Consider the following 22,400-nt stretch of genomic DNA (forward strand, 5'->3'; position numbering starts at 1 on the left):
GGGGGGGCGAGGGCGGTGGCGCCGACGCCCCCGCCGCCGACGCCGGGCCGGACGCCGAGGACACCGCCCCCGGCCCCGCCGCGGAACCGGATGCCGCCCCCGCGCCCGCCGCGGAACCGGATGCCGCCCCCGCCGCCCGGCCGCGCCGCCGCTGGGCGCGGGTGCTGCGCTGGACGGCGGGCAGCCTGGCCGTCGCCCTGCTGGGCACGGCGGGCGCCGGTTACCTCTATATCCGGCATCTCAACAGCAACCTCACCAAGGAGGAGCTGAACCTGGGCAGCAAGCCGCCGCTGCCCCGGGCCACCCCGGACGCGCAGGGCCGTACCCCGCTCAACATCCTGCTGCTCGGCTCGGACAGCCGCGGCTCGGAGGCCAACGCCGAACTGGGCGGCGCCCGCGACAACGCCGACCGGCCGGGCCTGGCCGACACCCAGATGCTCATCCACGTCTCGGCCGACCGCGAGCACATCTCGGCGCTGAGCATCCCGCGCGACACCCGCGTCACCATCCCCGAGTGCACCGACCCCAAGGACGGCACCGTCTACCCGGAGACCGAGCGCACCATCAACACCTCCATCCAGCACGGCGGCCCCGGCTGCACCGTGGCCACCTGGGAGGAGCTGACGGGCATCCCCATCGACCACTTCATGCTGGTGGAGTTCGCCGGGGCGGTCTCCCTGGCCGACGCGGTCGGCGGCGTCCCGGTGTGCGTGACGGACAACGTGTACGACAAGGACTCCAAGCTGCGGCTGGAGGCCGGCGTCACCGAGGTCAAGGGCGAGCAGGCGCTCCAGTGGCTGCGCACCCGGCACGGCTTCGAGGACGGCAGCGACATCGGCCGGACCAAAGCGCAGCAGATGTACTTCACGGCGATGGCGGCCCGGTTGCAGGAGGGCACCAAGCTGACGGACCCGGTGCAGCTGATGGATCTGGCCGAGGCCGCCACCGACGCGCTCACCGTGAGCCCGGGGCTCGGCAGCGTGAACCGCCTGTACGACCTGGGGGAGGACATACGGGAGGTGCCGAGCGAGGCGATGACCATGGTGACCATGCCGTGGCTGCCCGACCCGCTGCGGCCCCAGGCGCATGTCATCCCGGACACCGGGCGCGCCGAGCGGATCTTCTCCGCGATCCGCAACGACGTGGCGCTCGACGACCCCGAGGGCCTGCGGGAGGCGGAGGAGGCGGAGGCCGCCCGCGCGGCGGCCGAGGCACCCGACCCGGCGCCGGCCGGCGAGATCGCGGTGGCGGTCCGTGCGGGCACCTCCCAGCCGGACACCGGCCGGGCCGCCGAGATCGCGGGCGCGCTGTACGGGCTGGGTTTCACCGCGGCGTACGCGGACGACACCCGTGTCACCCAGGACGTCACGACACTCGGCTACCCGGAGGGCGATCCGCAGCAGCTGGCGGACGCGCGGTCGGTGGCGGACGCGCTGGGCCTGCCGGACAGCGCGCTGCGCGCGACGGCGGGCATCACCGTGCCGGTGCTGACGATCGGGGCGGACTGGCGCGAGGGCACCGCGTACGCGGCGCCGGAGGCCCCGGACTCCCCGGACTCGCCCGGGGACGGGGAGCGGGAGGCCGGGGGCGACGCCCCCGAGGACATCCTGCGGGAGGACGAGGCGGTGACCGGCAAGGACGAGGACGCCTGCATGACGGTCAACCCGGGCTACATCTGGTGACGGTCGGCGGCCGCCGGCCGCGCCACGCTGCTGGCCCGCACCCGGCGGGCCAGCTTGCGCGGGCTGGTGAGGAAGCCCCAGCCCCACGACATGTGCATGGTGGCCAGCGCGACCGGGATCCGCACCCGTACCCCGGCCGGGGTGCCCTTGCCCGCGGGCAGTGAGCCGAGGGTGATGGCGGCCAGGTAGCCGGCGGGGACGACGAAGCCCCACGGGGTCAGCACGGCGCCGGTCACGAGACCGGCCGCGATGGCGACGAGCGCGGTGGGCGGCGCGAGGTAGCGGGGGTTGATGGACCCGGCGTGGTAGCGGGCGACCACGTGCCGCCAGCGCCCGTACTGGAGGTACTGCTTGGCGAGCGCCCGTACCGAGGGGCGGGGCCGGTAGGAGACCAGCAGTTCGGGCGAGAACCAGATGAGCCCGCCGTCCTGCCGGATGCGGAAGTTCAGTTCCCAGTCCTGGGCGCGGATGAACTCCTCGTTGTAGCCGCCCTGCGCCTCCAGCACCTCGCGCCGGAAGACCCCCAGATAGACGGTCTCGGCCTCGCCGGCCTTGCCGCCGGTGTGGAAGGCGGCGTTGCCGACCCCGATCCTGGAGGTCATGGCGCAGGCGACGGCCCGCTCCCAGTCGTTCTCGCCCTCGGCGTGCATGATGCCGCCGACGTTGGCGGCGCCGGTCTCCTCCAGGAGACGGACGGCGGTGGCGATGTAGTCGGGCGAGAGCATGCCGTGGCCGTCCACCCGCACCACGATCGGGTGACGGGACGCCTTGATGGCGGCGTTCAGTCCGGCGGGGGTCCGGCCGGTCGGGTTCGGCACGGTCCGCACCCGCGGATCCTCTGCGGTCAGCTCGGCGGCGATCCGGTCGGTGTCGTCGCTGCTCGGGCCGAGGGCGATGACGACCTCCAGGTCACCGGCGTACTCCTGGCCCAGGATGTGCTGGACGGAGTCGCGCAGATGCCGTTCCTCGTTGAGGACCGGCATGATGACGGACACGGCGGGGGGCGGAGTGCTGGTCACCCGGCTCACGTTACCGCGAACGGGGGACACCCGAGCGCGCCGCCCCGGTATGTAGATCATCTGGAAATACCTTTGGCGACCATGTCTGTGAGGTTCCGGATCGCCGCCGTACTCTCCGCCCTGCTGCTGGCCACCAGCGGGGTGGGACACGTCATGGTCAGCAAGGTGGAGCACGGCGTCGAACGCGTCGACCCCTTCGCCGGCCTCCGCGACCGCCCGGACGGCGACCCGGGACTGAACCTGCTGGTCGTCGGCACCGACACCCGCGACGGCCTCACCGAGGAGGAACGCCGCGCCTACCACCTCGGCGGCGAGGGCTGCCACTGCGCGGACAGCATCATGCTCGTCCACCTCTCCGCCGACGGCGACCACGCCTCGATCGTCAGCCTTCCGCGGGACACCCTCACCACCGACCCCGAACCGGCCAAACTCAACGCCGCGCTCTCCCGGGGCGGCCCCGAAGCCATGGTGAGCACCGTCGAAGACCTCACCGACCTGCGCGTCGACCACTACCTGGAGGTGAACTTCGTCAGTTTCATGCGCGCGGTGGACGCCGTCGGCGGTGTCGAGGTCTGCACCCCCCGCCCCCTCCAGGACGAGAAGTCCGGCCTGGACATCCCGGCCGGGACCTCCACCCTGACCGGCGGCGAAGCCCTCCAGTACGCGCGCGCCCGCTCCGTCGACGCGACCGCCGACTTCGGCCGCATGCAGCGCCAGCAGCGCCTCCTGACCGCGCTCGCCGCCAAGGCCCTCGCCACCCCCGCCGCCCTCCCGGCGGCGGCCGACGCCCTGCTGACCTCGGTCCGCGCGGACCAGGGCTTCGGCGCCGAGGAGATGCTGCGCCTGGCCGAGGTCCTCACCCGGATGACGGCGGCCGACATCACCTACGCCTCGGTCCCGGTGGCCGACCGCGACCACACCCACCCCGATGTCGGCTCCACCGTCCTGTGGGACGAACGGGGCGCGGCGGCCCTGTTCACGGCCCTGAAGGAGGACCGCCCCCTCACCCCGCAGAAACGCCCCACGGCCGCCACGGCGGCTCAGCCGGACGGGGCGGACTCCTCACTCTGCGACTGAAACCGCCGCCCGGCCGCCGTGAGGGCTGACCTCACCGGGCGACGACGAAGTCGTCCGCCTCCCGCGGGGGCCGGGGTTTCGCCGGGGTGGCCGGGTGGCCGACGGCCACCGTGCCCATGGGGGACCAGTCGGCGGGGAGGTCGAGGGCAGCCCGGGTGGTGTCGCGGCAGAACATCGTCGAGGAGATCCACGCCGAGCCCAGGCCCTCGGCCGTCAGGGCGACCAGCAGGTTCTGGACCGCCGCGCCCATGGCGACCGTGAACATCTCCGCCTCCGCGCCCGAGCGGCGCGCGTCCGGGTAGGGGTGGGCCCAGTCGGTGGTGGTCAGGCAGGGGACCACCAGGTACGGGGCGTTGCGCAGGACGTCGCCGCGGCGGAGGCGTCTGGTGATGGACTCCTCCGTCTTGCCGTCCGCCCGCAGGTCCGTGATCCACTGCTCGCGCATCGCGTCCAGCAGCTTCGTACGGCTCGCCTCGGTCTCCAGCAGGACGAAGCGCCACGGCGTCGAGTGGTGCGGGGCGGGGGCGGTGATCGCGGCCGCCACCGCGCGGCGGACCGCCGCCGGGTCCACCGGTTCCGTGGTGAACTCCCGCACCGTGCGCCGCTGGGTGACGGCCTCGCGGATGGCCTCCGAGGTGCCGAGGCGGAACATGTCGAGCGCCGGGTCGCGGAGCAGGGCCCGGGCGTTCTGCGGGCTGTCCGGGTCGGTGCGGTGGGCGAGGCCGCGGAGCACGGCCACCGGCAGGCCCGCCGTTTTGCCCTTGACGAGGTCACCGGCGGCGGCCAGTTCGTCGGCGAGGGCGGTGATCGTCATGCCCAGCGGGTTGCCGTGGGTGTCGGTGCCGCCGCGCAGGTCGTCCAGGACCTCGACCCCGGAGGCGCCGATCGCCACATCGGTGAGGCCCTCGCGCCAGGGCCGGCCGAAGGTGTCGGTGATGACCACCCCGACGTCGACGGACAGCAGCTCGCGCAGGTCGCGGCGGAGCCGGGCCGCCGAGGCGTCCGGGTCCTCGGGGAGCAGCAGGACGGTGCCCTTGGGGGTGTTGGAGGCGTCCACGCCGGCCGCCGCCATCACGAAGCCGTGCCGGGACTCCACGATGCGGGTCGGTCCGCGCCGGGCGAGGACGCGGACGGTCTCGGCGTCGATCGCGGCTTCCCGGTCGTCGGCCTCCAGGATCCGGCCCTCGGCCTTGCTGACGATCTTGGAGGTGACGATGAGGATGTCGCCGTCCGCGAGGGCGGGCACGTCGCCGGTCCCGGCGGCAGCGGCGATCAGCGTGGCGAGCGAGTCGCCCGGCCGTACCTCGGGGATGCCGGGCAGGGGCCACAGGTGGATGCTCATGCCGCCGTCAACTCCTTCGCCAGGGTGAGCGCTTCGGTCGCCATGGCGGTGGTCGCCGCCGCGTCGGTCATCAGCAGGGGGACGGCGCGGCAGCGGATGCCGGCGGCCTCCACCGCCTCGACGGCACCGGCGTCGGTGGTGTCCACCAGCCAGCCGTCCAGCAGCCCCGAGCCGTAGTGCCGGGCGACGGCGGCCGCGGTGGACTCGACGCCGACGGCGGCCAGGACCTTGTCGGCCATGCCGCGCACCGGCGCGTCGCCGATGATCGGGGACAGGCCCACCACCGGCACGCCCGCGTCCGCGATGGCCTCCCGGATGCCGGGCACGGCGAGGATGGTGCCGATGGAGACCACCGGGTTGGACGGCGGGAAGACGACGGCGTCGGCGGCGGCGATGGCCTCCAGCACGCCGGGGGCGGGCGTGGACTGTTCGGCGCCGACGGGGACGACGGCGTGCGCGGGGACGGCGGCCCGCAGCCGTACCCAGTACTCCTGGAAGTGGATGGCCTTGCGGCTGCCGTCCTCGGCGTCGGTCAGGACGTGCGTCTCGACGCGGTCGTCGGTCATCGGCAGCAGGGTGACGCCCGGCTGCCAGCGCCGGCAGAGCGCCTCGGTGACGGCGCTGAGCGGGTAGCCGGCGGCCAGCATCTGGGTCCGCACGATGTGGGTGGCGAAGTCCCGGTCGCCGAGGCCGAACCACTCGGGTCCGACCCCGTACGCGGCCAGTTCCTCCTTGACGGCGAAGGTCTCGGCCGCCCGGCCCCAGCCCTGTTCCTCGTGGATGCCGCCGCCGAGGGTGTACATCACGGTGTCGAGGTCGGGACAGACCTTGAGGCCGAACAGATGGATGTCGTCGCCGGTGTTGCCGATGACGGTGATGTCCGCGTCCGGCGCGGCCCCTTTGAGGCCGCGCAGGAAGCGGGCGCCGCCGATGCCGCCGGACAGAACCACGATGCGTCGCATGCGGCCAGTCTGTCAGCAGGCCACCTGCGGCCGCGTCCGGGCCCGTTGGGGACGCATGGGCATGGCGGTGAGGCCGGGGAAGTAGATGTGCAGGCTGACGGCGGGTTCGAGGGAGTCGTTGACCATCTCGTGGACGAATCCCGGCGCGAACACCCGCAGCGGGCCCGGCGCGATGCGGCGGCCCGCCCCCGCCCCGGTGCGCTCGGTGAGCGCACCCTCCAGGACGGTGTAGACGCCGCTGGACGCGCCGTGGTCGTGGCGCCCGCTGCCCTGGCCGGGCACCCAGCTCAGCAGCCAGACCTCGTAACCGGGGCCGGTGCGCAGCCGGTGGTACCAGCGGGTGGTCTCGTCGTACCGCACCAGGGGAGTCCAACACTCACGATCACCCGCGAGAGCGATGGCCATCCCGGCGAACTGCGCGACGGTGGATGGGTGCTCGGCGACGGGCTGGAGAAGATGCGGCACGGAGAAGGGATCTCCGGCGATCTCGTTGTCGTTGTTCATGAGTGAGGTGGTCTCAGAGCTTCCGGAAGGAGAGGAGGGAGCAAAGATGCGTGCGAGGCGATTGATTCGGAAGGGTGGCCCGGTTGTCAACTCGGTACCACTCCTTGGCGCATTCTTTCACCACATCCGGGCGCGCCCGCTGCTGAAAGGTTTATGCGCGGCGCGAAGCGGTCAGGAGCAGGCCACAGTCACGCATGTCACCCACACGAGATGGTCAGGGGTTGTATCGCATCAGTAGCTGCTTTCATCCGAAATGAAGATCGGATAAAGCAAGTGTGAGGGCGGCGTGAGCATAGTTTGTGGCGATTTGAACACTTTCCGTATGGCTGTGGTGCCAGAGGGTGAATCATCGGGTGAATGGCAGATCGTGGCTTGACTGGCCCGGAGTGTCACACCTGTAATTTCACTCGTGTCGTTCGACATGCAATCGAGAGCCGAGCGACGGCATGCACGGGGAAGCAAAGAGGACGACGAGGGGCGCGCACATGACCGAGCTGTTCCACCAACTGCTGGTCAACGAAGCGGACGAAGAGATGGGCTGGCAGGAGCGCGCGCTGTGCGCCCAGACCGACCCGGAGTCGTTCTTCCCCGAGAAGGGCGGCTCCACGCGCGAAGCCAAGAAAGTATGCCTGGCCTGCGAGGTGCGCTCCGAATGCCTGGAGTACGCCCTCGCCAACGACGAACGTTTCGGCATCTGGGGCGGACTGTCCGAACGCGAGCGCCGCCGGCTGAAGAAAGCCGCCGTATAACGCGGCCCGGCCGCCATCCCGCCATCACGAACGCTCAATTCCCGGTACCCGTTCCCCGGGTGGGCACCGGACAGCCGTCCGGTACGCGGAGCGCCGTCACCCCCAGCCGCTAGGGTGGTGCGCTGTCCCCGACGCACTCGCCGCTGCCGCAGGGCGCGCGCGTCCCCAAGCCCACCGAGCGAACCGGGGTCCGCACCTCGATGTCCGTGCACAGCCAGCAGCCGGCACACCAGTCCGCCGCCACCCCAGCCTTTCCGCAGCATGTGGTCACCGCCGTGCTCGTCTCGCACGACGGCGAACGCTGGCTCCCGGACGTCCTCACCGGACTGCTGGGCCAGGACCGCCCCGTCCAGGACGTCATCGCCGCCGACACCGGCAGCGCCGACAACTCCGCCGCCCTCGTCACCGAAGCCTTCGGAGCCGACCGGGTGCTGCACCTCGCCCGCCGCACCGGCTTCGGCGCCGCCGTCGCCGAGGCCGCCCGCAGCGCCCCCGTGCTCACCCCCGACGACCTCCCGTACCTCAAACGCCCCGAAGCCTGGGACCCGGTCACCCGGACGTGGAACAACGACGTCTACGACCTGCCCGAATTCCCGCACGGCGAACCCATCCACTGGCTCTGGCTGCTCCACGACGACTCCGCGCCCGAACCCGACGCGCTCGCCGAACTCCTGCGGCAGGCCGACGCCAGCCCCTCCGCCGCCGTCATCGGCGCCAAGCTCCGCGGCTGGTACGACCGCCGCCAACTCCTCGAAGCCGGCGTCACCATCGCCAACAGCGGACGCCGCTGGACCGGCCTCGACCGCCGCGAACAGGACCAGGGCCAGCACGACCAGGTCCGCGCCGTCCTGTCCGTCTCCACCGCCGGCATGCTCATCCGCCGCGACGTCTTCGAGGAACTCGGCGGCTTCGACCGCCGCCTGCCCCTCATGCGCGACGACGTCGACCTGTGCTGGCGCGCCCACGCCGCCGGACACACCGTCCTGGTCGCCCCCGGCGCCGTCCTGCGGCACGCCGAGGCCGCCGCCCGCGAACGCCGCACCATCGACTGCGCCGGCCGCGCCGCCGTCAACCCGCACCGCGTCGACAAGGCCGCCGCCACCTACACCCTGCTCACCGGCGTCCGGGCCCGTGCCCTGCCCTGGGTGCTGCTGCGCATCGTCCTCGGCACCCTGCTGCGCGTCCTCGGCTACCTCGTCGGCAAACTCCCCGGCCGCGCCCTCGACGAGGCCGCCGGACTCCTCGCCACCCTGCTGCGCCCCGAACGCGTCCTCGCCGCCCGCAAACGCCGGCCCAAAGCCGTCCCGGCGGCCGAACTGAGACCGCTGTTCCCGCCCGCGGGCGCCACCCTCCGCGTCACGGTCGAACAGATCATCGGCTCGCTCTCCGCCCGTTCCGAATCCGCCGCCGCCACCAGCGGAGGCGGACGGCACGGCGGCGCCGTCGAATCGGGACCCACCGACGACGACGCCGAATCCCTCCAGGTCGAACAGTTCGCCCGGCTCAAGCGGCTCGCCCGCAAACCCGGACTCGTCCTGTTCGCCGCCCTGTTCGCCGTCGCCGCCGTCGCCACCCGCGACCTCATCGGCGGCGGCGCCCTCGCCGGCGGCGCCCTGCTGCCCGCCCCCGCCGACGTCGCCACCTGGTGGGACCGCGTGTGGGACACCTGGCAGCCCGTCGGCACCGGCGGCACCGAGAGCGCGCCCCCCTACCTCGGCGCCCTCGCCCTGCTGGCCTCCGCGCTGCTCGGCAACCCCGGCGTCGCCATGACCGCGATCCTGGTGTGCTCCGTCCCGCTCGCCGGTGTCAGCGCCTACCTCACCTCCAAGCCGCTGGTCACCTCGCGCCTGCTGCGCGCCTGGGCCGCCACCGCCTACGCCTTCCTGCCCGCCGTCACCGGCGCGCTGGCCGCCGGACGCATCGGCACCGCCGTCCTCGCCGTCGCCCTGCCGCCGCTCGCCCGCTGCGCCGTCGCCGCCGCCGGGCACACCCGCGAGGACGGCAAGGGCCCCTGGCGCGCCGCCTGGGCCGCCGCGCTGCTGCTCACCGTCATCACCGCCTTCACCCCCGTGGTGTGGCCGCTGGCCGTCGTGCTCGCCGTGGTCTCGCTCGCCCTGCCGCTGCGCCTGGCGGGCGCCCTGCGGCTCGCCAAGGCCGCGCGGTTCGCCGTGGTCCTCCTCACCCCGCTGCTGCTGCTCGCCCCCTGGTCCTTCTCGGTGCTGCTCAGCCCCGAGGAGTTCCGCCACGAGGCCGGGCTGCGCTTCGACACCGGCGCCGCCACCGCCACCCAGCTCCTCAACGCCAACCCCGGCGGCCCCGGCACCCCCGGCAGCTGGCTGCTCATCGGCGTGCTGCTCGCCGCCCTCGCCGCGCTGCTGCGCCAGGACCGGCGGCTGGCCATCGGCACCGCCTGGACGGGCGCGCTCATCGCGCTGCTCTACGCCGTCTGGGTCAACGACACGGCCTGGAGCGGCCCCGCCACCCTGCTGTACGGGCTGGCCCTGCTGTCCGCCGCCGTCCTCGGCGCCGACGGGGCGCGCGGCCGGGTCGCCGCCCAGAGCTTCGGCTGGCGGCAGCCGGTCGCCGTGGCGGTGGCCGCCGCTGCCGCCGCCGGGCCGCTGCTCGTGGCCGCCGGCTGGATGCTCAGCGGCGCCGACGGCCCGCTCCAGCGCCGCGACCCCGTCCAGGTGCCCGCCTTCGTCGCCGAGGAGTCCTCCTCCCGCGACCAGGCCCGCACCCTGGTGCTGGCCGGCGAGAGCGACGGCGCCGACGGCCTGACCCAGCGCGTCACCTACACCCTGGTCCGCGGCTCGGGCGCCCGGCTCGGCGACGCCGACCTGGCCCGGCTGCTCGGCGAGGACACCGCGCTGACCCGCGCGGTCGGCGACCTGGTGGCCGGCTCGGGCGCCGACCAGACCGAGGCGCTGGCCGCCTACGCGGTGCGCTACGTGCTGGTGCAGGACGGCTCGCCCGACGCCCTGCGCCGGGTCCTGGACACCACCCCCGGGCTCAAGCGGCTCAGCCAGGAGGACGGCGGCGCGCTGTGGCGGGTGGAGAGCCCGGTCGGCCGGGCCATGGTCCTGCCGGCCGAGGGGTCGGGGGAGGCGCCGCAGGCGCTGCCGGCCGGGCCGGTCGAGGTGCACACCGACCTGCCGGAGGGCGCGGCCGGGCGCGTGCTGCGGCTGGCGGACACCGCCGACGAGGCGTGGACCGCCACCCTGGACGGCACCCCGCTCACGCCGGTGACCGTCGGCGGCTGGGCCCAGGGCTTCGAACTGCCCGAGGGCGGCGGCAAGCTGGCCATCACCTACGACACGCCCACCACCCACACCCTGTGGGTGTGGACGCAGGGCTTCCTGCTGCTGGTGGTCGCGGTGCTCGCGCTGCCGGGGCGGCGCCGCGAGCTGGACGACGATCTGCCGGAGGAGGGCGAGGCGGCCGCGGCCGTCCCGTCCCAGGGCCGCGGCGCGCGCCGCCGGGCCGCGGCCGAGGCCGCCGAGGCCGCTCAGGCGGCGGGGACAGCCGGGACGGGGGCGGCGGCAGCGGCCGGGACCGAGGGCAGCGTCCCCGGACCCCCGGCCGACCCGGAGCCGCAGCTCCCGCCGCAGCAGGCGGCGGACCCCGCGCCGGAGGCCGCCCCCGCCTACCTCCCGGGCCAGCAGGGCTACTACCCGGACCAGCAGCAGCAACAGCAGGACTGGTCCGGCTACTACGACCAGCAACAGCAACAGCAACAGCAGCAACAGCAGTACGGCGGCTGGGACGGCACGTACCCCCAGCAGGACCAGCAGCCGCCGCACCCGCAGAACTACCAGGCGCCGTACGACTATCCGGCCGATTACGGCGACGGGAGCAGCCAGCGATGAACCGCACCACCATCTCCCTGCTGGCCACGGTGACCGCGCTCGTCGCGGTCACCGGCGTGGCCTCCCTCGGCTCGGGCGAGCAGAGCGCCGCCCCCGCCGGCCAGGCCCGCGACATGCCGGTGGAACGCACCGCCCTCACCTGCCCGCGCCCCACCGGCGCCGAACTCGCCACCACCGAGTACACCGCGTACACCCCCGGCGCCGACGGTGACGGCGCGGACGGCCAGGAGGAGGGGCACGCCTACCTGCTGCCCGCCCCCGAGTACGTGGCCGGCTTCGGCACCGGCGACGACGAGGACGGCGAGAAGGACGCGGACGAGGAGCCCGAGCCGCTGGTCGCCCTCCAGGAGCCGGGCATCCCGGTCTCCGCGAGCGTCGACACCTACGGCGCCCCCGCCCTCACCGGCACCGCCGAGCAGCGGCTGGCCCCCGGCTGGACCGTGCAGCAGACCACCTCGGTGCGCTCCGGCAGCGGCCAGGGCCTGCTGGGCACCGCCTGCCAGACCCCGGACAGCGAGTTCTGGTTCGCCGGTGCCAGCACCGCCGAGGCCCGCAACGACTACGTCCACCTCACCAACCCCGACGCCGGGCCCACCGTGGTGGACATCCAGCTGTACGGCCCCGAGGGCCGGCTGGAGTCCGAACTCGGCGGCGAGGGCGTCACCGTCCCCGGCGGCACCTCCGTCGCGGTACGGCTGTCCACCCTCACCGACGAACCGCTGGCGGACCTCGCCGTCCAGGTCACCGCACGCACCGGCCGGATCGGCGCCCAGATCGAGGCGTCCGACGCCCAGCTCGGCGTCGACTGGCTGACCCCGGTCTCCGCCACCACCGGCCCGCTGGTGCTGCCCGGCATCCCCGCCGACGCCCGTACCCTGCGGCTGGTCGCCTACGCGCCGGGCGACGAGGACGTGGCCCTGGACGTCAGCCTCTCCGGCCCCACCGGCTCCTTCACCCCGGCCGGGAACGAATCGATCAGCCTGCGCTCGCGCACCCTCACCGCCATCGACCTGGAGGACCTGACCCAGGGCGAGCCCGGTTCGCTGGTCCTCACCCCCGCCACCGGCTCCGGCACCGGAGCGGTGGTCGTCGGGCTGCGGGTGACGCAGGGCGAGGACGACGAGCGGGAGATGGCGTTCATCCCGGCCACCGCGCCCATAGAGCAGCGGGCGAGCGTCGCCGGCAACACCGCCAAGGGCACCACGCTCTCGCTGGTCGCGCCGGAGGAAGCGGTCGAGGTACGGGTCACCGTCTCCGGCGGCAGCAACGGCGGCGAGGCACCGGAGCCGGAGACGTACACGGTGGAGGCCAGGAGCACCCTGGCCATCGCCCCGGAACTGCCCGACGGCACCAAGGGCCGCTACGCCATCACCGTCGAACGGCTGGACGGCGGCACGCTGTACGCCTCGCGCACGCTGGCGAAGAAGGAGGACGACATGGTCACCTTCACCGTCCAGACCCTGCCCGACGACCGCTCCCGGGTGTCGGTGCCGCAGACCGGTGAGGACCTGTCCGTCCTCACCGACTGAGCCCCGCCGCCCCGTTCACTCCTGGCCGTACCGGGGATCCACCGACTCCGGGGCCAGGCCCAGCAGTTCGGCCGCCTGTTCCACGACGACCTCGTGGACCAGGTGCGCCCGCTCCTCGCGGTCCCGGCTGCGCAGCTCCACCGGACGGCGGTAGACGACGATCAGATCGCGGGCGGCCGGGGTCCTGGCCCGGACCACGCCGCCCAGCGGCACCGTGATGTCGTCGTCGTCCCCGGGCGGCAGCGGGGGCACGTCCCGGACACCGAAGTCCACTCCGTCCAGCTGCGGCAGCCGCCGCCGCAGCCGATCGGCCGATTCGTGGACCAGGGCGTCGAAGGTGTCGGAGCGGGACAGGGCGAGCGGCACCTGCGGCGGCGCCACGGGGCCGCGCATGCCGCGGCCGTGCCGGTCCCTGCGCCGCGGCCGGCGGCCGGCGGGACCTGGCGGACCTGGGGGGACGCTGGGATTGTCCATCGTCTCCGACCTTAGAGGACGATGGCAGGCTGTACCGGTTCGATACCGGTTCCTCCAGCGTTTCCGTCCATCGGCGAGCACAAACCGTACGTCCTGGAACGAATCCGGTCGCAAATCGGCCATCGCCCGGCGACACGGGCGGGTGACGCCGGGGTGAGTCGTCGCGGCCCGCTCAGGAGTGCGGTACGGTCCAACATCGTGAGCCCCGTACGTCGCTGTTCGCGCACCGCGTGCGGCCGTCCCGCCGTGGCGACGTTGACGTATGTCTACGCGGACTCCACGGCCGTCCTCGGTCCCCTCGCCACCTATGCCGAGCCGCACTGCTACGACCTGTGCGCCGAGCATTCCGAGCGGCTGACCGCCCCCCGCGGCTGGGAGGTGGTCCGGCTCGCCGTCGACACCTCCGCCTCACGCCCCAGCGGCGACGACCTCGAAGCGCTCGCCGACGCCGTGCGCGAGGCCGCCCGCACCCCACCGCAGTCCGGCGAACCCGTCGAAGCGGCGGGCCGGCCGGTCCGGGACGCGACGAGCGCCATGGAAGTCGCCCGCCGCGGCCACCTGCGGATTCTCCGCTCGCCCGAACAGTAGGCCCACATCAATCAACGACAAGGGGTGGACTGTGCCCGCACCGGACCTGTCACAGCTCGTCAAGGCTTACGACGTACGCGGAGTGGTCCCCGACCAGTGGGACGAGCACCTCGCCGAACTCTTCGGCGCCGCCTTCGTCGAGGTCGCCCTCGGCGACAGCACCGGCATCGTCATCGGCCACGACATGCGGCCCTCCTCGCCCGGTCTCGCCCACGCCTTCGCGCGCGGTGCCGCCGCCCGCGGCGCGGACGTCACCGAGATCGGGCTGTGCTCCACCGACCAGCTGTACTACGCCAGCGGCGCGCTCGACCTGCCCGGCGCCATGTTCACCGCGAGCCACAACCCCGCCCAGTACAACGGCATCAAGATGTGCCGCGCCGGCGCCAGGCCCGTCGGCCAGGACAGCGGACTCGCCGAGATCCGCGCCCTCGTCGAGGGCTGGATGACCGAAGGCGCCCCCGAGCCCGTCGCCACCCCCGGCAGCATCACCCGGCGCGACCTGCTCGACGACTACGCCGGCCATCTGCGCGGCCTCGTCGACCTCACCGGCATCCGCCCCCTCAAGATCGTCATCGACGCGGGCAACGGCATGGGCGGCCACACCGCCCCCACCGTCTTCGCCGGACTGCCCATCGAGGTCGACCCGCTCTACTTCGAACTCGACGGCACCTTCCCGAACCACGAGGCCAACCCGCTGGACCCGGCCAACATCGTCGACCTCCAGGCCCGGGTCCGCGCCACCGGCGCCGACGCCGGCCTCGCCTTCGACGGCGACGCCGACCGCTGCTTCGTCGTCGACGAACGCGGCGAACCCGTCTCCCCCTCCGCCATCACCGCCCTGGTCGCCGCCCGCGAACTCGCCAAGGCGCCTGGCTCCGCCATCATCCACAACCTCATCACCTCCTGGTCGGTGGCCGAGGTCGTCAAGGAGAACGGCGGCACCCCCGTGCGCACCCGCGTCGGCCACTCCTTCATCAAGGGCGAAATGGCCAGAACCGGCGCCATCTTCGGCGGCGAGCACTCCGCCCACTACTACTTCCGCGACTTCTGGAACGCCGACACCGGCATGCTCGCCGCCCTGCACGTCCTCGCCGCCCTCGGCGAACAGGACGGGCCGCTCTCCGCACTCGTCGCCGCCTACGACCGGTACGCCGCCTCCGGCGAGATCAACACCGAGGTCGCCGACCAGGCCGGCCGCACCGCCGCCGTCCGCGCCGCCTACGCGGACCGGCCCGGCACCGAACTCGACACCCTCGACGGCCTCACCGTCACCGCCGCCGACTGGTGGTTCAACCTGCGCCCGTCCAACACCGAGCCGCTGCTGCGCCTCAACGTCGAGGCCAGGGACGCCGACACCGTCGCCCGCGTCCGCGACGAGGTCCTGGCCATCATCACCGCGTAGCCCGGGCCCGCCGCGCGGACGGCGGTAGGCTGAGGGGCCCGGTCACCCGTGATCACCGTCCACCTTCCGAAAGGGACGCCGCCCATGCCGCTCGTCGAAGCCGCGCTGCTGGACATCCTCGCCTGCCCGGCGTGCCACGCCCCGCTCCGGGAGGACGAGGCGGACGGCGAACTCGTCTGCACCGACGAGGGCTGCGGCCTCGCCTACCCGGTCCGGGACGGCGTCCCCGTCCTGCTGGAGGACGAGGCGCGCAGGCCCTCCCGGTGATCGACGAGACCCTGCTGGAGGACCCCGCCCGGCTCGCCCGCGCCGACCCGCGCGGCCTGCTGCGCGGGGTCGCCGCCGCCGGAGCCCAGGTCCGCACCGCCGCCCGCGCCGCGAGCGAGGCCGGCATCGACGCCCTGCGCCCCGAGGGCCGCCCCGGCACCGTCCTGATCGCCGGGACCGGGCCCGAAGTCCCGCTCGCCGCCGATGTGCTGACCGCCCTCGCCGGGGGCACCGTCCCCGTCACCGTGCTGCCCCCCACCGGCCCGCTCGCCGCCCCCGGCGCGCTCCAGTGGCCGCTGCCCCGCTGGGCCGGGCCCATGGACCTGCTGCTCCTCACCTCCGCCGAGGGCAGCGAGGCCGGACTGAGCCTCCTGGTGGACGCCGCCTACCGGCGCGGCTGCTCCATCGTCTCCGTCAGCCCGGCCGGGAGCCCGCTCGCCGAGGCCACCGCGCACCGCCGCAACCTCGCCGTCCCGCTCACCCGCCCCGCCCACCTGGAGCCCGCCGGAGACCCTCCCCCCGCCTTCGGCCCGTACTGGGCGCTGCTCACCCCGCTGCTGCTCCTCGGCGAACGGCTCGGCCTGTACGGGGACGGCGCCGCCGCCGCGCAGCCCGCCGTGGCCGCCCTCGCCGACCGGCTCGACGGCCTCGCCGAACGCTGCGGCCCCGCCGCCCGCACCGAGGGCAACCCCGGCAAGACCCTGGCCGCCGAATGCGCCGCGGCCCTGCCGCTGCTGTGGAGCGAGGGCCCCCTCGCCGGAGCCGCCGCACGGCACGCCGCCGCCGGCCTCACCGCGCTCGCCGGCCTGCCCGCGCTGCCCGCCGCGCTCCCCGGCGCCCTCACCGCCCACAAGGCGCTGCTCGCCGCTACCGCGCGCACCGCCGAGGACGACTTCTTCCGCGACCGCGTCGAGGAGCCCGAGACGCCGCGCCCCCGCGTCCTGCTGCTGCGCGGCGCCAGTGCCGCCGGTGCCGTCACCGCCGCCCGCGACCTCGCCCTCGAACACAACGTCCCGCTCGGCGAACTCGCCCCGGCCGAGGACGCCGAGGGGCCGCTGGCCGCCCTCGCCGACCTGCTCGTCCCCCTCGATTTCGCCGCCGTTTACCTGGCGCTCGCCCAGGCCCCGGACTCCTGAGGTTCCCTGGAGGTCCTATGGACAGCCTCGACAACCCCATCCGCCCCTACGCCTGGGGCTCGCACACCGCCATCCCCGCGCTGCTGGGCACCGCACCCACCGGCACACCGCAGGCCGAACTCTGGATGGGCGCCCACCCCGGCGCCCCCTCCCGGCTGGATCGCGGCGCCGGGACGGTGACCCTTACCGAGACCATCACCGCCGACCCCCGGGCCGAACTCGGCCCGAAGGCGGTGGAGGCCTTCGGACCCCGGCTGCCGTTCCTGCTCAAGCTGCTCGCCGCCGACGCGCCGCTCTCCCTCCAGGTCCACCCCTCCCGCTCCCAGGCGCAGACGGGCTTCGCGGACGAGGAGCGGCGGGGCGTCCCCCGCGACGCCCCGCACCGCAACTACAAGGACGCCAACCACAAGCCCGAACTCCTGTGCGCCCTCACCCCGTTCGAGGGACTGTGCGGCTTCCGCCCGGCCACCGAGGCCGCCGCCCTCCTGGAGGGCCTGGGGATCGACGACCTCAAGCCGTACGTCCTCACCCTGCGCGACCGCGCGGCCGCCGACGCCTCCCCGAGCTCTTCGAGCAGGGGACACCCCCTGCGCGAGGTCCTCACCGCCCTCCTCGGCACCGACCGCGCCGCCCTCGCCCCCACCGTGGACCGCGCCGCCGAGGCCGCCGCCCGCCTCGGCGGCCCGTACGCCCCGTACGCCGGCATCGCCCGGCACCACCCCGGCGACCCCGGCGTCCTCGCCGCCCTGCTGCTCCACCACGTCACCCTGCGGCCCGGCGAGGCGCTCTACCTCGGCGCGGGCGTCCCGCACGCCTACCTCAGCGGCCTGGGCGTGGAGATCATGGCCAACTCCGACAACGTGCTGCGCTGCGGACTCACCCCCAAGCACGTGGACGTCCCCGAACTGCTGCGCGTCGTCCGCTTCGAGCCCACCGAGCCGGCCCTGCTGCGCCCCGAGCCGGGGCCGGACGGCGAGGAGGTGTACCCGGCGCCGATCGACGAGTTCCGGCTCTCCCGGTACCGGCTCGGCACCGGCGGCACCGCGGCCGGGGACGGCGGCGGGCGGGCCACCCTCCCGGCCGGGGGACCGCAGATCCTGCTGTGCACCGACGGCACCGTCACCCTGCGCTCGCGGGAGGCCGAACTCACCCTGGCCTGCGGCCGTTCCGCCTACGTCCCGGCGTCCGAAACCGTCACCGCCACCGGCCCCGGCACCCTCTTCCGTGCCACCGTGGCCCTGTGACCGCACGGCCCGGGCGTGTAGATTTGGCCGCGGAGTAGGAGTAGACGTCGCTGCTGATGGCAGTCGGGGGGCCGAGCGGCCCAGCCCGGCCGAGGGGTAAGAAGGCCCTCCGACGGATGCGAATCCCGGGCCGGCGCATGCCCGACGCCACGAGCGACGCGTGCGCAGCCGGTCCGGCAACTGCATTCTGTCCGTCAGCCAACCCTCCCAGGAGGAACAGCAGTCATGTCCCAGGACTTCAAGGTCGCCGATCTCTCCCTGGCGGCGTTCGGCCGCAAGGAGATCACCCTCGCCGAGCACGAGATGCCCGGCCTGATGGCGATCCGCGAAGAGTACGCCGCCGCCCAGCCGCTGGCCGGCGCCCGCATCACCGGTTCCCTGCACATGACCGTGCAGACCGCCGTCCTCATCGAGACCCTGGTCGCGCTCGGCGCCCGCGTCCGCTGGGCCTCCTGCAACATCTTCTCCACCCAGGACCACGCCGCCGCGGCCATCGCCGAGGCCGGCATCCCCGTCTTCGCCTGGAAGGGCGAGACGCTCGAAGAGTACTGGTGGTGCACCGAGCAGGCGCTGACCTGGGCCGACTCCCCGACCGGCGGCCCCAACATGATCCTGGACGACGGCGGCGACGCCACCCTCCTCGTCCACAAGGGCGTCGAGTACGAGAAGGCCGGCGCCGTCCCCGACCCGGCCACCGCCGCCGAGAGCGACGAGCACCGCGTCATCCTCGAACTCCTCACCCGCACCCTCGGCGAGGACGCGCAGAAGTGGACCCGGGCCGCCGCCGAGATCCAGGGCGTCACCGAGGAGACCACCACCGGCGTGCACCGCCTGTACGAGATGTTCCGGGACGGCGACCTGCTCTTCCCGGCCATCAACGTCAACGACTCGGTCACCAAGTCGAAGTTCGACAACAAGTACGGCTGCCGCCACTCCCTCATCGACGGCATCAACCGCGCCACCGACGTCCTTATCGGCGGCAAGGTCGCCGTCGTCTGCGGCTACGGCGACGTCGGCAAGGGCTGCGCCGAATCGCTGCGCGGCCAGGGCGCGCGCGTCATCGTCACCGAGATCGACCCGATCTGCGCACTCCAGGCCGCCATGGACGGCTACCAGGTCGCCCGTCTCGACGACGTCCTGGAGACCGCCGACATCTTCATCACCGCCACCGGCAACCGCGACGTCATCATGGCCGACCAGATGGCCCGCATGAAGCACCAGGCGATCGTCGGCAACATCGGCCACTTCGACAACGAGATCGACATGGCCGGGCTGGCGAAGATCCCCGGCGTCGTGCGCGACGAGGTCAAGCCCCAGGTGCACACCTGGACCTTCGCCGACGGCCACACCATCATCGTGCTCTCCGAGGGCCGCCTGCTGAACCTCGGCAACGCCACCGGCCACCCCTCGTTCGTGATGTCCAACAGCTTCGCCAACCAGACGATCGCCCAGATCGAACTGTTCACGAAGCCGGACGCGTACCCCGTGGGCGTCTACACCCTGCCCAAGCACCTCGACGAGAAGGTCGCCCGGCTCCACCTGGACGCCCTCGGCGCCCGGCTCACCGAGCTGACCAAGGACCAGGCCGACTACATCGGCGTCCCGGTCGAGGGCCCCTACAAGACGGACCACTACCGCTACTGAGCCGGTACCCGGCAGCCGGCCCGGTACCCGACGGGTGCCGGGCCGGCGCCGCGCGGCCCGCGGGCGGCCCCGTACGCTGCCCCCATGCCACGCGGCCGGTACAGCCTCCACGACCCCTACGACGGAACGCCGCTGGGCGAGGAGCACTTCCAGTGCGCGCCCGGCCCGCACGGCTGGCGCTACGTCTCCCGCACCACCGCCCCCGACGGCGGCCCGGCCGGCTCCCTGGATCTCACCCTGGACGCCCTCGGCCGCCCGCTGCGGCTCGAACTCCACGCAGGCGCCTGGCAGGTGCGCGGCGCTGCGCTCTCCGGGGTGACCTGGGTCCGTACCGACCCCACCGGCGAACATGCCCAGGAGGGCAACGCCCCCGCCCACGCCTTCACCGGCCGCTCCCCGGCCCATCTGCTGGCCGTCGCCCAGCTGCTGCGCCCGGCACCGGGGGCGGGCGGCGTCCGGGTGCGGCTGGTGGAGTTCACCGGCCCGGTGCTGGCGCCGCGCACCCGTGACGAGGTGTGGACCCTGCTGGGCAGCGAGACGCATCCGGCGGACGGCGGCGAGGGCGCGGACGGCGACGGCGGCGACGTACTGACCGTGCACGCCTACCGGGTCGACGACCAGGAGACCGGCCAGGCGCACACCGTCCACCTGGCGGGCGACGTGGTGCTCTCCGCGCCCGGTGTGGAACTGGAGGAGCTGGACTCCCCGCCGTCCGCGATCACGACGGTGGGGTGAGACCCCCGGAGGTGGCGGACGGCGGCGGGGGAGCCGCCGGGACGTACGGCGCGCCGCCGTGCTGCGGAGCACCGGGGCCGGCCGGGGCACCGAAGACCCGCTCGCTGTCCCGGCGCCGCCGCTCGGCGGCCACGGCCGTCAGATACCCGGCCGGGTGCAGTCCGGGCGGGACGGGGGCACCGGTGCGGGCCGCCACGTCCCCGGCCAGCCGCTCGCCCAGCGACCAGGCGGCGTTCCGCTCCATCTTCGCCATCCGGGTCAGGTACTGGCGCACGGCGAGCCACAGCCCGTCCGGCACCTGGGAGAGGTCGAGCCGGGCGAACTGGCCGGCCAGCTCCGGCGGGGGCGGGGGGAGGGCCAGGGCACGGCGGCCGGGAAGCCGCTCGCGGACCACCAGGGTGCCGGCGAAGACGTCGCCGAGCCGCCGTCCCTGGGGGGAGACGAGGGAGGCGATCAGCGCGACGGCGCCGCCGGTCAGCAGGATCTCCACGAAGCCGATCACCCCGCGCACGAGCGCGTGCCGGAACCGGACGGGCCCGCCGTCCGTCCGCACCACGCGCAGTCCGAGGGCCAGCTTGCCGAGCGACCGGCCCTGGGTCAGGGTCTCCACCGCGATGGGCACCCCGACCAGGACGAGGATCAGCAGGGCCACCTGCACCGCCTGCGCGGTGGCGGCGCCCAGCGGGAGGACGGCGCTCAGGAGCAGCATGCTGAGCAGCAGGTAGCCGGTGACGATGACGACGCCGTCGAGGGCGATGGCCAGCGCCCGGGTCGGCACCCGCGCGGGCTGGAGCCCGAGCACCACCGCATCACCCGTGACGAGTTGACTCATCTGTCCAGTCTCCCATTGTCATCTGGGAAGCTTTCCGTATGGATCTCGATGTCTTCATGGCCGCGCACGGGCCGGAGTGGGACCGGCTGGACGAGCTGCTGCGGCGGCGCCGGCGGCTCACCGGGGCGGAGACGGACGAGCTGGTGGTGCTGTACCAGCGGACGTCGACACATCTGTCGCAGATCCAGTCCTCCTCACCCGATCCGGTCCTGGTCAACCGGCTGACGACGCTGGTGGCGCGGGCGCGGGCCACGGTGGTGGGGACGCGGAAGGCGACCTGGCGGGACGCGGCGCACTTCTTCACCGCGGGATTCCCGGCGGCGCTGTACCGGACCCGCAGGTGGTGGGTGCCGGTGGCGGTGGTGTTCACGCTGGCGGTGGCGGGCATCGGCTGGTGGATCGCGGCCAACCCGGCGGTGCAGGCGTCGCTGGCGGCGCCGGAGGCGCTGCGGGAGATGACCCGGCCCGGCGGCCAGTACGAGACGTACTACTCCAGCAGCCCGGCGGCGGCGTTCTCGGCGCAGGTGTGGACGAACAACGCGCAGGTCGCCGGGATGTCGCTGGCGTTCGGGGCGCTGCTGGGCATTCCGGTGCTGTGGGTGCTCTTCCAGAACGCGCTGAACGTGGCGATCGGGGTCGGGCTGATGGCCTCGGCCGACCGGCTGGATGTGTTCCTCGGGCTGATCCTCCCGCACGGGCTGCTGGAGCTGACGGCGGTGTTCGTGGCGGCGGGGGTGGGGCTGCGGCTGGGCTGGACGGTGCTGGACCCGGGCCCGCGGCGCCGGCTGACGGCGCTGGCCCAGGAGGGCCGCGCGGCGATCGGGATGGCGCTGGGCCTCGCGGTGGTGCTGCTGATCTCCGGGCTGATCGAGGGTTTCGTGACCCCGTCCGGGCTGCCGACGTGGGCGCGGATCGCGATCGGGGTGGCGGCGGAGGCCGCGTTCCTGGCGTATGTGTTCGTGCTCGGCAAGCGCGCGGCTCAGGCCGGGGAGACGGGCGACATGGCGGAGGCGGACCGGCCGGCGGAGGTGCCGGTGGCCGCGTGAGCGCGGGTCCGGCGTACCGCCTGAGCGGTCGCGTGCCGCCTGACCAGTTGATTTGACGGTGGGGTGGGCGATGCGTAGTGTTCTCCGAGCTGTCCACCCCCGGGGGTTTTCCACGGAGGCGGACCGTACGTCTCGCCGCCGATGATCAGCTGATCATCAGGACGGCACCCACTCGTAAGAGATCGAACCCGTGAGGGGCCTTATTCGGCATGTCCGAATTCGGTTCCGAACCCCGGATTTTGAATCCGGCGGGGGAATCCCTTAAAGTGGTGGACACGCCGGAGGGCGCAAAACTCAAAGGC

19 protein-coding genes are annotated in these 22,400 nt (G+C 73.9%); 13 read left to right on the forward strand and 6 right to left on the reverse strand.

What is annotated here, in order from left to right; translation table 11 throughout:
• On the forward strand, positions 1 to 1,682 hold a 1,682-nt coding region (locus ACFV5N_RS09530; protein WP_385596383.1), incomplete at its 5' end, for an LCP family protein.
• On the opposite strand, the gene ACFV5N_RS09535 is transcribed toward ACFV5N_RS09530, so the two are convergent.
• Positions 1,670 to 2,701 carry a glycosyltransferase family 2 protein gene (locus ACFV5N_RS09535; protein WP_385596387.1) on the reverse strand — a complete coding sequence of 344 codons (1,032 nt, stop codon included), beginning with the start codon at positions 2,699 to 2,701 and terminating at the stop codon, positions 1,670 to 1,672. The genes ACFV5N_RS09530 and ACFV5N_RS09535 overlap by 13 nt on opposite strands.
• A gap of 81 nt (positions 2,702 to 2,782) precedes the next feature.
• Between ACFV5N_RS09535 and ACFV5N_RS09540 the strand changes: the two genes are divergently transcribed.
• Positions 2,783 to 3,778 carry an LCP family protein gene (locus ACFV5N_RS09540; protein ID WP_385596389.1) on the forward strand — a complete coding sequence of 332 codons (996 nt, stop codon included), beginning with the start codon at positions 2,783 to 2,785 and terminating at the stop codon, positions 3,776 to 3,778.
• A 31-nt stretch (positions 3,779 to 3,809) separates the two neighbouring features.
• Here the strand turns inward: ACFV5N_RS09540 and ACFV5N_RS09545 are convergent, their stop codons facing one another.
• Genes ACFV5N_RS09545 through ACFV5N_RS09555 form a run of 3 tightly spaced genes read right to left on the reverse strand, consistent with a single transcriptional unit; the run spans position 3,810 to position 6,586 of the window.
• Positions 3,810 to 5,120 carry a coenzyme F420-0:L-glutamate ligase gene (locus tag ACFV5N_RS09545; protein ID WP_385596391.1) on the reverse strand — a complete coding sequence of 437 codons (1,311 nt, stop codon included), beginning with the start codon at positions 5,118 to 5,120 and terminating at the stop codon, positions 3,810 to 3,812.
• Positions 5,117 to 6,082 carry a 2-phospho-L-lactate transferase gene (cofD, locus tag ACFV5N_RS09550; protein WP_385596394.1) on the reverse strand — a complete coding sequence of 322 codons (966 nt, stop codon included), beginning with the start codon at positions 6,080 to 6,082 and terminating at the stop codon, positions 5,117 to 5,119. Before cofD ends, ACFV5N_RS09545 begins: the two co-directional genes overlap by 4 nt.
• Positions 6,083 to 6,094: 12 nt before the next feature.
• Positions 6,095 to 6,586 carry a cysteine dioxygenase gene (locus ACFV5N_RS09555; RefSeq protein WP_385596397.1) on the reverse strand — a complete coding sequence of 164 codons (492 nt, stop codon included), beginning with the start codon at positions 6,584 to 6,586 and terminating at the stop codon, positions 6,095 to 6,097.
• A gap of 485 nt (positions 6,587 to 7,071) precedes the next feature.
• Between ACFV5N_RS09555 and ACFV5N_RS09560 the strand changes: the two genes are divergently transcribed.
• The 3 genes from ACFV5N_RS09560 to ACFV5N_RS09570 all read left to right on the forward strand — a co-directional run bounded on the left by ACFV5N_RS09560 (position 7,072) and on the right by ACFV5N_RS09570 (position 12,730).
• Positions 7,072 to 7,335: a WhiB family transcriptional regulator gene (locus ACFV5N_RS09560; RefSeq protein ID WP_019435379.1), complete on the forward strand. Its 264-nt coding sequence runs from the start codon at positions 7,072 to 7,074 to the stop codon at positions 7,333 to 7,335.
• A 200-nt stretch (positions 7,336 to 7,535) separates the two neighbouring features.
• Positions 7,536 to 11,201: a glycosyltransferase gene (locus tag ACFV5N_RS09565; RefSeq protein WP_385596400.1), complete on the forward strand. Its 3,666-nt coding sequence runs from the start codon at positions 7,536 to 7,538 to the stop codon at positions 11,199 to 11,201.
• Positions 11,198 to 12,730 carry a DUF5719 family protein gene (locus ACFV5N_RS09570; RefSeq protein ID WP_385596403.1) on the forward strand — a complete coding sequence of 511 codons (1,533 nt, stop codon included), beginning with the start codon at positions 11,198 to 11,200 and terminating at the stop codon, positions 12,728 to 12,730. The genes ACFV5N_RS09565 and ACFV5N_RS09570 overlap by 4 nt, the downstream gene beginning before the upstream one ends.
• Positions 12,731 to 12,745: 15 nt before the next feature.
• Here the strand turns inward: ACFV5N_RS09570 and ACFV5N_RS09575 are convergent, their stop codons facing one another.
• Positions 12,746 to 13,204, reverse strand: a complete 459-nt coding sequence (locus tag ACFV5N_RS09575) for a metallopeptidase family protein (RefSeq protein ID WP_385596406.1) — start codon at positions 13,202 to 13,204, stop codon at positions 12,746 to 12,748.
• Positions 13,205 to 13,357: 153 nt separating this feature from the next.
• Between ACFV5N_RS09575 and ACFV5N_RS09580 the strand changes: the two genes are divergently transcribed.
• The 7 genes from ACFV5N_RS09580 to ACFV5N_RS09610 all read left to right on the forward strand — a co-directional run bounded on the left by ACFV5N_RS09580 (position 13,358) and on the right by ACFV5N_RS09610 (position 20,220).
• Positions 13,358 to 13,792 carry a DUF3499 domain-containing protein gene (locus ACFV5N_RS09580; protein WP_385596409.1) on the forward strand — a complete coding sequence of 145 codons (435 nt, stop codon included), beginning with the start codon at positions 13,358 to 13,360 and terminating at the stop codon, positions 13,790 to 13,792.
• Positions 13,793 to 13,823: 31 nt separating this feature from the next.
• Entirely contained in the window at positions 13,824 to 15,194 is a 1,371-nt protein-coding gene (locus ACFV5N_RS09585; protein ID WP_385596411.1) for a phosphomannomutase/phosphoglucomutase, read from the forward strand.
• 84 nt (positions 15,195 to 15,278) lie between these two features.
• The gene (locus tag ACFV5N_RS09590) at positions 15,279 to 15,461 is read left to right on the forward strand and encodes a Trm112 family protein (protein ID WP_385596414.1); all 183 of its coding nucleotides are present in this window, start codon (positions 15,279 to 15,281) and stop codon (positions 15,459 to 15,461) included.
• Positions 15,458 to 16,597 carry an SIS domain-containing protein gene (locus tag ACFV5N_RS09595; RefSeq protein ID WP_385596416.1) on the forward strand — a complete coding sequence of 380 codons (1,140 nt, stop codon included), beginning with the start codon at positions 15,458 to 15,460 and terminating at the stop codon, positions 16,595 to 16,597. Before ACFV5N_RS09590 ends, ACFV5N_RS09595 begins: the two co-directional genes overlap by 4 nt.
• Positions 16,598 to 16,614: 17 nt before the next feature.
• Positions 16,615 to 17,841, forward strand: a complete 1,227-nt coding sequence (gene manA, locus ACFV5N_RS09600) for a mannose-6-phosphate isomerase, class I (protein WP_385596418.1) — start codon at positions 16,615 to 16,617, stop codon at positions 17,839 to 17,841.
• Positions 17,842 to 18,066: 225 nt separating this feature from the next.
• The gene (ahcY, locus tag ACFV5N_RS09605; protein WP_385596420.1) at positions 18,067 to 19,485 is read left to right on the forward strand and encodes an adenosylhomocysteinase; all 1,419 of its coding nucleotides are present in this window, start codon (positions 18,067 to 18,069) and stop codon (positions 19,483 to 19,485) included.
• 84 nt (positions 19,486 to 19,569) lie between these two features.
• Positions 19,570 to 20,220 carry a hypothetical protein gene (locus tag ACFV5N_RS09610; protein WP_385596423.1) on the forward strand — a complete coding sequence of 217 codons (651 nt, stop codon included), beginning with the start codon at positions 19,570 to 19,572 and terminating at the stop codon, positions 20,218 to 20,220.
• Here ACFV5N_RS09610 and ACFV5N_RS09615 read toward each other — a convergent pair.
• Entirely contained in the window at positions 20,204 to 21,052 is an 849-nt protein-coding gene (locus ACFV5N_RS09615) for an RDD family protein (protein ID WP_385596425.1), read from the reverse strand. The genes ACFV5N_RS09610 and ACFV5N_RS09615 overlap by 17 nt on opposite strands.
• Before the next feature lie 38 nt (positions 21,053 to 21,090).
• On the opposite strand from ACFV5N_RS09615, the gene ACFV5N_RS09620 reads away from it, so the two are divergent.
• Positions 21,091 to 22,098, forward strand: a complete 1,008-nt coding sequence (locus tag ACFV5N_RS09620) for a stage II sporulation protein M (protein WP_385596428.1) — start codon at positions 21,091 to 21,093, stop codon at positions 22,096 to 22,098.
• Positions 22,099 to 22,400: the final 302 nt, after the last annotated feature.

It is taken from the genome of Streptomyces sp. NPDC059853, from assembly GCF_042731495.1.
Taxonomy (GTDB): domain Bacteria; phylum Actinomycetota; class Actinomycetes; order Streptomycetales; family Streptomycetaceae; genus Streptomyces.